Origin of the sequence: Burkholderia sp. D-99 (genome assembly GCF_011605345.1) — a bacterium.
GTDB lineage: Bacteria > Pseudomonadota > Gammaproteobacteria > Burkholderiales > Burkholderiaceae > Burkholderia.
The window spans coordinates 313,008-324,498 of the sequence record NZ_JAAOXM010000007.1 but is presented as its reverse complement, the minus strand read 5'-3'; the positions used below and the strand labels follow the sequence as shown (position 1 = coordinate 324,498).

The following is an 11,491-nucleotide window of genomic DNA, read 5'->3' as shown; positions in this document are numbered from 1 at the left end:
GGGTGCGGCGCCAGGCGCCGCCGTCCGGATCAGCTAATTCGGTCGGTGGCCGACGTCGAGAAGCCCGTGGCGCGGCTGCCCGGCGCACGGTCGCGCTCGATGAAGTACGCGCGTGCATTCGCGACGTCCAGCGCGATCGCGCGCGACAGCGCCTCGAGATCGTCGAATTTCGCCTCGTCGCGCAGCTTCTTCAGGAATTCGACGCGGATGAGCTTGCCGTACGCATCGCCGTGCCAGTCGAGCAGGTGGACTTCGAGCAGCACGCGGCCGGAATCATCGACGGTCGGGCGCAGCCCGAGGCTCGCGACGCCCGGCAGCGGAGCGGGGCCGAGGCCATGCACCTGCACGACGAAGATGCCCGCGAGCGCGGGCCGCTTGTGTGCGATCGGCAGGTTCAGGGTCGGGAAGCCGAGGTCGCGGCCGAGCTTCAGCCCGTGCGCGACGTGCCCGCTGATCGCATAGCCGTGGCCGAGCGCTTGCGCGGCCGCGTCGAGATCGCCCGCGGCGAGCGCGGCGCGCACGCCCGAGCTGGAGATGCGCGTGCCGTCGCTGCCGGCCACCGTACCCATCTGCTCGACCTCGAAGCCGTACTGCTCGCCGGCCGCCTTCAGCGTGTCGAAGGTGCCCGCGCGTTTCGCGCCGTAGCAGAAATCGTCGCCGACCATCATCCAGCGCGTGTGCAGCCCGCCGACCAGCGTGCGTTCGACGAACGCCTGCGGCGACTGGCTCGCGAACGTGTGGTTGAAGTGCTCGACGACGACGCGATCGACGCCGTGGTCGCGCAGCGCTTCCAGCTTGTCGCGCAGCATCGCGATGCGCGGCGGCGCGCCGGCCGGGTTGAAGAATTCGCGCGGATGCGGCTCGAAGGTCATCACGCACACGGGCAGGCCGCGCGTGTCCGCTGCCGCGCGCACGCGCGCGAGCAGGGCCTGGTGACCGCGATGGACACCGTCGAAGTTGCCGATCGTCAGCGCGCACGGCGCGCGGCTCTCGGCGTTGGGCAGGCCGCGGAAGACTTTCACGATAGCGGATGCAGCGTCGGGGAATGGGCGGTGGGGTGCCGCAAAGCAGAAGATTATAAACGTTCGGGCGAGCCGGCGGCCGAGAAGGCGGGAAACGCGGGGGCGAATGGTAAAATTCGCGGATGAAAAAACTCGTGATCCTGATTTCCGGTCGCGGCAGCAACATGGAGGCCATCGTCCGCGCGTGCGCGCAGGAACGCTGGCCGGCCGAGATTGCCGCCGTGATCGCCAACCGGCCCGATGCGGCCGGGTTGGCTTTTGCCGCGTCGCACGGGGTGGCGACGGCGGTGGTCGACCACCGGTCGTTCGACGGCCGCGACAGCTTCGACGCGGCACTCGCCGCCGAGATCGACCGTTTCGCCCCCGATCTCGTCGTCCTCGCCGGCTTCATGCGCATCCTCACGCCCGCATTCGTCAGACGATATGAGGGCCGGCTGCTGAATGTCCACCCGTCGCTGCTGCCGAGCTTCAAGGGCATTCACACGCACCAGCAGGCGCTCGACGCGGGCGTCGCACTGCACGGCGTGACCGTTCACTTCGTGATTCCCGAACTCGACAGCGGCGCGATCGTCGCGCAGGGCGCGGTGCCCGTGCGCGCGGGCGACGACGCGGCCGCGCTCGCGCAGCGCGTGCTGACGGTCGAGCACGTGTTGTATCCGCGCGCGGTGCGCTGGTTCGTCGAGGGGCGCTTGCGCCTCGAGAACGGCCGTGCCGTCGTGGCGCCGGAAGAAGCACGCTGGATTTTCGCGGATCAACCGCATACCGAAACGAGTGAGGGTGTATGAAGCTGCACGGATTCCTGATTGGCCAGACCGAGACCTTGCTGGCCGAGGTGCTGAAGTTCGCCGGCCCCGCCGATGCGACGACGAGCCGGTTCTTCCGCGCGCACCCGAAGCTCGGGCATGCCGAGCGCGGCGTGATCGCCGAGGCTGTCTTCGCGGTGCTGCGCCGGAAGATGGAGTTTTCGCACCTGGCCGAAAGCGGCACGGGCACGCCCGCGCGGCGTCTGACGCTGCTCGGCCTGATGCAGACGGCCGGCCGCAACGCGCTGAGGCCGTTTTTGTCCGACACCGAGTCGGCATGGCTCGAGCACGTGTCGAAGATCGATCCGGCGAGCCTGCCGGTGCGCGTGCGCACGAACCTGCCCGACTGGATCCACCAGGCGCTGTCGGCCCGTTTCGACGCCGAGGAGCTCGCGCAGCTCGCCGCCGCGCTGAACTACCCGGCGCCGCTCGACCTGCGTGCCAACGCGCAGAAGGCGACTCGCGACCAGGTGATCGACGCGCTGCGCGCAAACGGTATCGAGGCGGGCGCGATGCCGTTCGCGCCGTTCGGCGTGCGCGTCGTCGGCAAGCCGGCGCTGACGCGCCTGAAGCTGTTCGAGGAAGGCCAGATCGAGGTGCAGGACGAAGGCAGCCAGCTGTTGTGCTCGCTCGTCGCGCCGCGCCGTGGCGAGATGGTCGTCGATTTCTGCGCGGGCGCCGGCGGCAAGACGCTCGCGCTGGGCGCGATGATGCGCTCGACCGGACGCCTCTATGCGTTCGACGTGTCGGAAAAGCGCCTCGCGAAGCTGAAGCCGCGCCTCGCACGCAGCGGGCTGTCGAACGTGAACCCGGTGCTGATCGATAGCGAGCACGACGCGAAGATCAAGCGGCTCGCCGGCAAGATCGACCGCGTGCTGGTCGACGCGCCGTGCAGCGGCCTCGGCACGCTGCGCCGCAATCCGGACCTGAAGTGGCGCCAGACGCGCACGGCGATCGACGAACTGACGCCGAAGCAGGCGTCGATCCTCGCGAGCGCCGCGCGCCTCGTGAAGAAGGGCGGCCGGCTCGTCTACGCGACCTGCAGTGTGCTCGACGCCGAGAACGAGCGGATCGTCGAACAGTTCCTGGCCGATCATCCCGAGTTCGTGCTGGTGCCGGCGCAGAAGGTGCTGGCCGACCAGCGCATCGAGCTGGAGATGGGCGACTATCTGTCGCTGTGGCCGCATCGTCACGCGACCGACGGCTTCTTCGCCGCGGTGCTCGAACGGCGCGCCGCGCAGTAACGGCGGGCCGGACGGACGATGGAAAATCTGCAGAGCCGCCTGCTGTCGCACCGGCTGGCATCGGTCATTCGTGATTTCCACCAGCCGGTGATGATCTGGCAGGCGGCGATCCTCATTGGCGCGCTGTGCTTCGCGTGGGTGGCCGCGCGCTTCGTGCACGGCCGGATCGATGCGCGCCGCCGGGCGGCCGGACGCGCGCCCGGCGCGGGCGCGCAAAGCCTGAAGCGTGCGTTGTTCCCGCTGTTCGGTGCCGTGTTCGTGGGCGGCGCGCAGCTCGCGTTCGACCCGTTCATGTCGACGTCGCTGCTGTCGCTCGCGCTCGTGCCGCTGTTCGGCATCGGGCTGATCTACGTGCTGTTCTTCTTCGCGCGGCGCGTGTTCGCGCGCGACGGCCACACGCATGCGTGGCTGTCGATCGTCGAGAAGATCGTGTCGACCGTCGTGTGGGCCGCGATGGTGCTGACCGTGCTCGGCATTCAGCGCGATGTGCTCGGCTGGCTCGACAGCGTGCAGTTCCGTGTCGCCAATGCGCACCTCACGCTGCTGTCGGTGATCTCCGGCGCGCTGTGGGTGTGCGTGACGCTGATGGTCGCGATGTGGCTGGGCTCGGTGCTCGAGGATCGCCTCACGCGCGCGAGCACGCTCGACGCGAACCTGAAGGTCGTGCTGTCGCGGGTCGGCCGCGCGCTGCTCGTGTTCGCGGCGATCCTGATCGGGCTGTCGCTGGTCGGCATCGACGTGACGGTGCTCGGCGTGTTCGGCGGTGCGGTGGGTGTCGGCCTCGGTTTCGGGCTGCAGAAGATCGCGAGCAACTACGTGTCGGGTTTCATCATCCTGCTCGACCGCTCGCTGCGGCTCGGCGACGCGATCAGTGTCGGCGGGCTGCAGGGCATCGTCACGCAGATTCGTACGCGCTACACGGTCGTGCGCGGCCTAGACGGCAACGAGACGCTGATCCCGAACGAGAAGCTGATCACCGACGTCGTGCAGAATCAGTCGTCGTACCTGACGCGCGGCTATGCGAAGGTCGCGGTGCAGGTCGCGTACACGAGCGATGTCGAGCACGCGCTCGCGCTGCTCGCCGATGCGGCCAAGGGCGTGCCGCGCGTGCTGGCGGAGCCTGCTCCGACCCCCTATCTGGTGAGTTTCGGTGCGGACGGAATCGACCTGGAGCTCGGTTTCTGGATCGAGGATTCGGCGAAAGGCACGTCGGGCGTGCGTTCGACCGTCAACCGCAATATCTGGCGGCTGTTCAGCGAGCAGGGGATTTCGATTCCGTTCCCGCAGCGCGAAGTGCGCGTCGTCGGGTTGCCCGACGGTTTTCCCGCCGCGGGCGCGGCGGCCGGCAACGGCGCGGTGGACGGGCGCGCACCGGCTGCGTAGCGCTCGCCGGTCGTCAAACGTATCGACCCCGCGGTCGGAACCGGATCGCGGGCCATTCCAAGTCCGCCCATGGACTGCGCTTGTTGCGTCAGGGCAAGAAAATGTTCATTTTTTACAAAGACTTGGAACGGTTGAAGTAAAATTCTGGTCTACACGCGGTATGCTTTCATTTTTCTGACGCTTGGCGCGGGCCGGCGTCGCTCTCTTCACAGGTAACTGCCTTGTTGAATTCCCTGCTCGATTTTCTTTCCCACGGGCTCCTGCATTTTTCGTGGTGGCAGGTCGCGCTGTTCGCGCTCGCCGTCACGCACGTCACGATTATCGGCGTGACGGTCTACCTGCACCGCTGCCAGGCGCATCGCGCGCTCGAGCTGCATCCGATCGCGAGCCACTTCTTCCGCCTGTGGCTGTGGATGACGACCGGCATGCTGACGGGTCAGTGGGCCGCGATTCACCGCAAGCACCATGCGAAGTGCGAGACCGAGGAAGATCCGCACAGCCCGCAGACGCGCGGCATCTGGAAGGTGTTCCTCGAGGGCGCGGAACTGTATCGCGCGGAAGCGAAGAACGAAGAGACGATGCGCAAATTCGGCCACGGCACGCCGAACGACTGGGTCGAGCGCAATGTCTATTCGAAGTACCCGATTCTCGGCATCAGCATCATGATGGTGATCGACGTCGCGCTGTTCGGCGTGCTCGGCCTGACCGTGTGGGCCGTGCAGATGGTCTGGATTCCGTTCTGGGCGGCTGGCGTCGTCAACGGCTTCGGTCACTTCTGGGGCTATCGCAACTTCAACTCGGCCGACGCGAGCACGAACCTGTTCCCGTGGGGCATCGTGATCGGCGGCGAAGAGCTGCATAACAACCACCATACGTTCGCGACGTCGGCGAAGCTGTCGAACAAGTGGTACGAGTTCGACATCGGCTGGATGTACATCCGCATCATGTCGGCATTCGGTCTTGCGAAGGTGAAGAAGGTCGCGCCGACCCCGCGCCTGAACAAGCCGAAGACGGTACTCGACCAGGAAACGCTGCAGGCCGTGCTGTCGAACCGCTATGAAGTGATGGCACGCTACGGCAAGGCCGTGAAGCGTGCGTATGCCCAGGAACTCGCACACCTGAAGGAACTCGGCTCGAGCGAGAAGTACCAGCTGATGCGTGGCGCGCGCAAGTGGTTCCACAAGGATGCGGACGGCCTCGACGAGCCGCAGAAGAAGCTGCTGCCGGAAATCTTTGCGAACAGCCAGAAGCTGCAAACGTACTTCCAGCTCCGCCAGGATCTCGCCGCGATCTGGGATCGTTCGACCGCATCGCGCGAACAGCTTCTCGCGCAATTGCAGGATTGGTGCCATCGCGCAGAACAAAGCGGCATCAAGGCGCTGCAGGAATTCGCGACGCGCCTGCGCCGCTACGCCTGATTCGAAATCGATTAGAATCTAAGGACGTCAAAAACCCCGCGTTGGCGGGGTTTTTTATTTGGGCCGCCGGTTTTCGAAGGGTGACCGGTCGGGCCGGATTTTGTATGAGGCTTGGGGCAGCGGTGAATGGGTGCCCTGGGGCGAGCGCAGGGGATGAGGCCGGACGGAGCGCGAAAGCGCCGACGCTGGCCGACCGCGAAGCATGGGATCGGAGCAAGTGCTAAAGCGCTAACTTGGATCGACAGGAGATATGGAGATGCAATCGACGATCAAACCCGTCGAATACGATCGGCCCATCGCAGCAGGGACCGTGTGCGGCGTGGGGCAGGCATGGGCCAAGGTGCCCGACGCCCCGTCCGCCGAAGAACGCGCTGCACTGAAAGCGCGCATCAAGGCGCTGCTCGTGCGTGAAAAGGCCGTGCTGGTCGCGCACTACTACGTCGACGCCGAATTGCAGGAGCTGGCCGACGAAACGGGCGGCTGTGTCGCCGATTCGCTCGAAATGGCCCGCTTCGGCCGCGATCACGACGCGCAGACGCTGGTCGTCGCCGGCGTGCGCTTCATGGGCGAAACCGCGAAGATCCTGAGTCCGAACAAGCGGATCCTGATGCCCGACCTCGATGCGACCTGCTCGCTCGACCTCGGCTGCCCGGTCGACGAATTCTCGGCGTTCTGCGATGCGCATCCCGATCGCACCGTCGTCGTCTACGCGAATACCAGCGCCGCCGTGAAGGCGCGCGCGGACTGGATGGTCACGTCGTCGATCGGCCTCGAAATCGTGGCCGACCTGCACGCGCGCGGCGAGAAGATCATCTGGGCGCCGGATCGCCATCTCGGCAGCTACATCCAGAAGAAAACCGGTGCGGACATGCTGCTGTGGCAAGGCTCGTGCCTCGTCCACGACGAATTCAAGGGCATCGAGCTCGACCTGCTGCGCGCCGAGTATCCGGACGCGAAAGTGCTCGTCCACCCCGAATCGCCGGAAAACGTCGTCGCGCAGGCCGATGTGGTCGGCTCGACCACGCAGCTGATCGACGCCGCCGTCAAGTTCGACGCGACGCGCTTCATCGTCGCGACCGATCTCGGCATCCTGCACAAGATGCAGCTTGCGGCGCCCGGCAAGACCTTCATCGCCGCACCGACGGCCGGCAACAGCGCAACCTGCAAGAGCTGCGCGCACTGCCCGTGGATGGCGATGAACGGCCTCGCGAACCTCGCCGACGTGCTCGAACGCGGTCACAACGAGATCTTCGTCGAGCCCGCGATCGGTGAGCGCGCACGCCTGCCGATCGACCGGATGCTCGCTTTCGCAGCGGCGCACAAGAAGCGCGTGCAGGCGAGCGGCGATCTGCAGCGCGACCAGCAACTGTTTGCGAACGTGGGGGCTGCATGACGAACGCAGCCGTATCCCCGCTGTTCGGCATCGTCCGCGAGCAATACGGCGCGGCATTCGACGACGCAATCGCGCGCAACGTGGCCGATGCAATCGCGGAAGACGTCGGCACGGGCGACCAGACCGGGCGGCTCGTACCGGCCGGCGGGCGTCGCCGCGCGCGCATCATCGTTCGCGAGGAAGCCGTGTTGTGCGGTGTGCCGTGGTTCGAGGCCGTGATCGCCCGGATCGATCCGGCGATCGTCGTGCAATGGCGCTATCGCGAAGGCGACCGGATGACGCCGGATTCGACCGTCTGCGAGCTCGAAGGGCCGGCGCGCGCGCTGCTGACGGCCGAGCGCAACGGGCTGAACTTCCTGCAATTGCTGTCGGGTGTCGCGACCGCGACGCGCCGTTACGTCGATCGCGTCGAAGGCACGCGCACGAAGATCCTCGACACGCGCAAGACGCTGCCGGGCCTGCGGCTCGCGCAGAAGTACGCGGTGCGCGTCGGCGGTGGCGAGAACCAGCGTCTCGCGCTGTATGACGGCATCCTGATCAAGGAGAACCACATCGCAGCGGCAGGCGGTGTAGGCGAGGCGCTCGACGCGGCATTCGCGCTGGAGTCGGGCGTGCCCGTGCAGGTCGAGGTCGAGACGCTCGCGCAACTCGATACCGCACTCGCGCATCGCGCGCAGTCGGTGCTGCTCGACAACTTCACGCTCGACATGATGCGTGAAGCGGTGCGAGTCGCGGACGGCAAGGCCATGCTCGAAGTGTCGGGCGGCGTCAATTTCGATACGGTGCGAGCGTTCGCGGAAACGGGTGTCGACCGTATCTCGATCGGCGCGCTGACGAAGGACGTGCGCGCGACGGACTATTCGATGCGGATCGTCGACTGACCGAACGCCGTCGACCAGACAAAAAAGCCGTTGGCGCGCAAACGCCAACGGCTTTTTTCCTGTGCGACCGCAGCCGGGAAGGGCGTTCCTCTCAACGACGCGCGCGCGGTGTGAGTACGCTCGGCAGCGCTTTCGGCAGCGAATTCGGCCAGTCGCGGCTGTAGTGCAGCCCGCGACTTTCGCGGCGTGAGTGTGCGCTTTTCACGATCAGTGTCGCCACGTCGACGAGGTTGCGCAGTTCGAGCAAGTCGCGCGTCACGCGGAAGTTCGCGTAGTACTCCTGGATCTCGTCGCGCAGCAGCGACAGCCGGTGCTTCGCGCGTTCGAGGCGCTTGTCGGTGCGCACGATGCCGACGTAGTTCCACATCAGGCGGCGCAGCTCGTCCCAGTTGTGCGCAACGACGACTTCCTCGTCCGCATCCGACACGCGGCTTTCGTCCCACGCGGGCAGCGTGGCCGGCGTTTCGGCATCGAAGCCGGCCGCCTCGATCGCCTCGGCCGCCGCGCGGCCGATCACGAGACATTCGAGCAGCGAGTTGCTCGCGAGCCGGTTCGCGCCGTGGAGCCCCGTGTACGACGTTTCGCCGACCGCATACAGGCCCGCGAGATCGGTGCGCCCGGCGAGGTCGGTGACGACGCCGCCGCACGTGTAGTGCGCGGCCGGCACGACGGGAATCGGCTCTTTCGCGATGTCGATGCCGAATTCGAGGCAGCGCGCGTGGATCGTCGGGAAGTGCTCGCGCAGGAACGCTTCCGGCTGGTGGCTGATGTCGAGATACACGCAGTCGATCCCGCGCTTCTTGATCTCGAAGTCGATCGCGCGTGCGACGATGTCGCGCGGTGCGAGTTCGGCGCGCGGATCATGTGCGGGCATGAAGCGCGTACCGTCGGGCAGCTTCAGTAGGCCGCCTTCGCCGCGCACGGCCTCCGAAATCAGGAACGACTTCGCATAGGGATGGAACAGGCAGGTCGGGTGGAACTGGATGAATTCCATGTTCGACACGCGGCAGCCCGCGCGCCACGCCATCGCGATGCCGTCACCGGTCGCGGTGTCGGGGTTCGTCGTGTACAGGTAGACCTTGCCGGCGCCACCGGTTGCGAGCACCGTATGTGGTGCCTCGATCGTGATCGTCCGGTCGTTGTCGACGTCGAGCGCGTACAGGCCGTGACAGCGGCGGCCGGGCAGGCCGAGCCGGTCCGACGTGATCAGGTCGATTGCGTGGTGGTTTTCGAAGAACGTGATGTTCGGATGCTGGCGCGCACGTGCCGACAGCGTCGCGAGAACCGCATGGCCGGTCGCGTCGGCCGCGTGGATGATCCGGCGGTGGCTATGGCCGCCTTCGCGCGTGAGGTGGAAGCCGAGCTCGGCGGCGTCGTCCTTCGTGAACGGCACGCCCTGCGAGATCAGCCATTCGATCGCTTCGCGGCCGTGCTCGACGATGTAGCGCGTCGCGCCTTCGTCGCACAGCCCGCCACCGGCGACCAGCGTGTCGTCGACGTGGTTCTCGATGCTGTCCGCCGAATCGAGGACAGCCGCGATGCCGCCCTGCGCGTTATCGCTCGCGCCCTCCATCATCGACCGTTTCGCGATCAGCGCGACACGTCGCGTGCTGGCCAGGTTGAGTGCGACTGACAGCCCTGCCAGGCCGCTGCCGACGATCGCCACGTCGAATTTCATGCTGCATCTCCATCGTTACGCTTTTGATCTTGTGCGTTCCGGCGGCCGTGGCCGCGGAAAGGGGAGAGCATACCGCGTCGCGCCGGAGCGTGCGCGCAAAACAAAAAGCCCCGCATGTGCGGGGCTTTTTGGTCGCCGTCAGGCTGGCAGAAACCGGAGATTACTTGATCTTGGTTTCTTTGTATTCCACATGCTTGCGGACGACGGGATCGAACTTCTTGATCGCCATCTTTTCCGGCATGTTGCGCTTGTTCTTCGTGGTCGTGTAGAAGTGACCCGTACCAGCGGTCGACTCAAGCTTGATCTTGTCGCGGGCGCCTTTTGCCATGATTGTGCTCCTTGGGCTTAGGCTTCGCCGCGTGCGCGCAGGTCAGCGAGCACGGAATCGATGCCGTTCTTGTCGATCAGGCGCAGGCCGGCGTTCGAGACGCGCAGGCGCACCCAGCGGTTTTCGCTCTCAACCCAGAACCGGCGGTTTTGCAGGTTCGGCAGGAAGCGACGCTTGGTCTTGTTGTTGGCGTGGGAAACGTTGTTGCCGCTCATCGGCGCTTTCCCAGTTACTTGGCATACGCGTGCCATGAGAGCACTCCTAATACGCTAAATTCGGGGTTCGATCGCCGATGAAGGTTCCATCGTACCGCCACGTGATCCATGGCTGCACTCAGAACGCCGAAGCCCTTACAGACAAGGCCCTTCGATGGCTAGAACTGGTTGGAAAAAAGACAGACGGCGATTCTAGCAGAAAAAGTTCAGAAAAATCAAACCTAATTTCGCTTCACCGTTGCGGCGCCCTCAGGCGGGCCGCAACCGCACAGTCTACAGCCATCCGGCCCGTGCGAACGAAAAAGTATCACTGGTGCCGATGACGACGTGATCGAGCAGCTGCACGTCGACGAGCGCGAGTGCGTCGTGCAGCACGCGGGTCAGGCGGCGATCTTCCGCGCTCGGCTGCACCGCACCCGACGGATGGTTGTGCGCGACGATCAGCGCAGCGGCGTTGTGCACCATCGCGCGGCGCACGATCTCGCGCGGGTAGACGGCCATGCGCGTCAGCGAGCCGCGCGTGATTTCCTCCGTTTCGATCAGGCCGTGGCGCGCGTCGAGGTAGACCGCGGCGAACACTTCGTACGGACGCGCGCCGATCTTCATCCGCAGATAGTCCTCGACCGCGCCGGGCGAATCGATATGCTTCTTCTCGTGCGCTTTCTCCTTCAGCACGCGCCGTGCGATCTCGGTGACCGCGACCAGCCGCGCGGAACGCGCGGGGCCGATGCCGGGATGCGCCTCGAAATCGTCGGTGCTTGCCTCGAGCAGCCCGCGCAACGTCCTGAACTGCCCGACCAGTGCGCGGGCGGTGACGAATACGTCGTGCCCGGGCTTGCCCGTGCCGAGCAGCAGGGCGATCAGTTCGTCGTCGGTCAGTGCAGCCGGCCCGCGCTCAAGCAATCGCTCGCGCGGCCGCTCGGGCCGCCAGTCGCCCGGGCGGCGCTTGCGCCGGTGGATCGGGAGGCCGCGGCCGGGCGGATCGGCCGGCAGATCGGCGGTGTCGCGGCACTCGACGGGCGGCGGGGCGAGGCAGGGTGACAGCATGCTTGGAACTCCATTGGCGGCGGGCGGTGTGCGCGACGTCGTCGCACTTTCCGCCTTGCGCGCTCAGGTGACTTACAAT

General features: G+C 66.2%; 11 protein-coding genes. 6 read left to right on the top strand and 5 right to left on the bottom strand.

What is annotated here, in order from left to right; all coding sequences use genetic code 11:
• Positions 1 to 29: 29 nt before the first annotated feature.
• Positions 30 to 1,022, bottom strand: coding sequence for a bifunctional riboflavin kinase/FAD synthetase (locus HAV18_RS25280; protein ID WP_166961310.1), 993 nt, complete (start codon positions 1,020 to 1,022; stop codon positions 30 to 32).
• 122 nt (positions 1,023 to 1,144) lie between these two features.
• Between HAV18_RS25280 and purN the strand changes: the two genes are divergently transcribed.
• The 6 genes from purN to nadC all read left to right on the top strand — a co-directional run bounded on the left by purN (position 1,145) and on the right by nadC (position 8,144).
• The gene (gene purN / locus HAV18_RS25275) at positions 1,145 to 1,807 is read left to right on the top strand and encodes a phosphoribosylglycinamide formyltransferase (RefSeq protein ID WP_166961307.1); all 663 of its coding nucleotides are present in this window, start codon (positions 1,145 to 1,147) and stop codon (positions 1,805 to 1,807) included.
• Complete coding sequence (locus tag HAV18_RS25270) at positions 1,804 to 3,069, top strand: RsmB/NOP family class I SAM-dependent RNA methyltransferase (RefSeq protein ID WP_166961304.1); 1,266 nt, start codon at positions 1,804 to 1,806, stop codon at positions 3,067 to 3,069. Before purN ends, HAV18_RS25270 begins: the two co-directional genes overlap by 4 nt.
• An 18-nt stretch (positions 3,070 to 3,087) precedes the next feature.
• A complete protein-coding gene (locus HAV18_RS25265; protein WP_166961301.1) occupies positions 3,088 to 4,452 on the top strand; it encodes a mechanosensitive ion channel family protein in 1,365 nt (454 codons plus the stop codon).
• Between the two features lie 221 nt (positions 4,453 to 4,673).
• Positions 4,674 to 5,870 carry an acyl-CoA desaturase gene (locus tag HAV18_RS25260; RefSeq protein ID WP_166961298.1) on the top strand — a complete coding sequence of 399 codons (1,197 nt, stop codon included), beginning with the start codon at positions 4,674 to 4,676 and terminating at the stop codon, positions 5,868 to 5,870.
• 256 nt (positions 5,871 to 6,126) lie between these two features.
• Positions 6,127 to 7,263, top strand: a complete 1,137-nt coding sequence (gene nadA / locus HAV18_RS25255; protein WP_166961295.1) for a quinolinate synthase NadA — start codon at positions 6,127 to 6,129, stop codon at positions 7,261 to 7,263.
• Positions 7,260 to 8,144 (top strand): carboxylating nicotinate-nucleotide diphosphorylase, encoded by an 885-nt coding sequence (gene nadC / locus HAV18_RS25250; RefSeq protein ID WP_166961292.1) that lies wholly within the window; start codon positions 7,260 to 7,262, stop codon positions 8,142 to 8,144. Before nadA ends, nadC begins: the two co-directional genes overlap by 4 nt.
• A gap of 91 nt (positions 8,145 to 8,235) precedes the next feature.
• On the opposite strand, the gene nadB is transcribed toward nadC, so the two are convergent.
• From nadB to radC, 4 genes are all read right to left on the bottom strand, one after another.
• Positions 8,236 to 9,822, bottom strand: a complete 1,587-nt coding sequence (gene nadB / locus HAV18_RS25245) for an L-aspartate oxidase (protein ID WP_046544591.1) — start codon at positions 9,820 to 9,822, stop codon at positions 8,236 to 8,238.
• A gap of 160 nt (positions 9,823 to 9,982) precedes the next feature.
• Positions 9,983 to 10,150 (bottom strand): 50S ribosomal protein L33, encoded by a 168-nt coding sequence (gene rpmG / locus HAV18_RS25240; RefSeq protein WP_006478046.1) that lies wholly within the window; start codon positions 10,148 to 10,150, stop codon positions 9,983 to 9,985.
• Between the two features lie 17 nt (positions 10,151 to 10,167).
• Positions 10,168 to 10,401, bottom strand: coding sequence for a 50S ribosomal protein L28 (gene rpmB, locus HAV18_RS25235; protein ID WP_004186391.1), 234 nt, complete (start codon positions 10,399 to 10,401; stop codon positions 10,168 to 10,170).
• Positions 10,402 to 10,638: 237 nt separating this feature from the next.
• Positions 10,639 to 11,412: a DNA repair protein RadC gene (gene radC, locus HAV18_RS25230; RefSeq protein ID WP_166961289.1), complete on the bottom strand. Its 774-nt coding sequence runs from the start codon at positions 11,410 to 11,412 to the stop codon at positions 10,639 to 10,641.
• Between the last annotated feature and the right edge of the window lie 79 nt (positions 11,413 to 11,491).

Bases quoted from the DNA above. Each gene is read 5' to 3' on its own strand.
- purN (WP_166961307.1), top strand. From the start codon at position 1,145: ATGAAAAAACTCGTGATCCTGATTTCCGGTCGCGGCAGCAACATGGAG.
- HAV18_RS25270 (WP_166961304.1), top strand. From the start codon at position 1,804: ATGAAGCTGCACGGATTCCTGATTGGCCAGACCGAGACCTTGCTGGCC.
- HAV18_RS25265 (WP_166961301.1), top strand. From the start codon at position 3,088: ATGGAAAATCTGCAGAGCCGCCTGCTGTCGCACCGGCTGGCATCGGTC.
- nadA (WP_166961295.1), top strand. From the start codon at position 6,127: ATGCAATCGACGATCAAACCCGTCGAATACGATCGGCCCATCGCAGCA.
- nadC (WP_166961292.1), top strand. From the start codon at position 7,260: ATGACGAACGCAGCCGTATCCCCGCTGTTCGGCATCGTCCGCGAGCAA.
- nadB (WP_046544591.1), bottom strand. From the start codon at position 9,822: ATGAAATTCGACGTGGCGATCGTCGGCAGCGGCCTGGCAGGGCTGTCA.
- rpmG (WP_006478046.1), bottom strand. From the start codon at position 10,150: ATGGCAAAAGGCGCCCGCGACAAGATCAAGCTTGAGTCGACCGCTGGT.
- rpmB (WP_004186391.1), bottom strand. From the start codon at position 10,401: ATGGCACGCGTATGCCAAGTAACTGGGAAAGCGCCGATGAGCGGCAAC.
- radC (WP_166961289.1), bottom strand. From the start codon at position 11,412: ATGCTGTCACCCTGCCTCGCCCCGCCGCCCGTCGAGTGCCGCGACACC.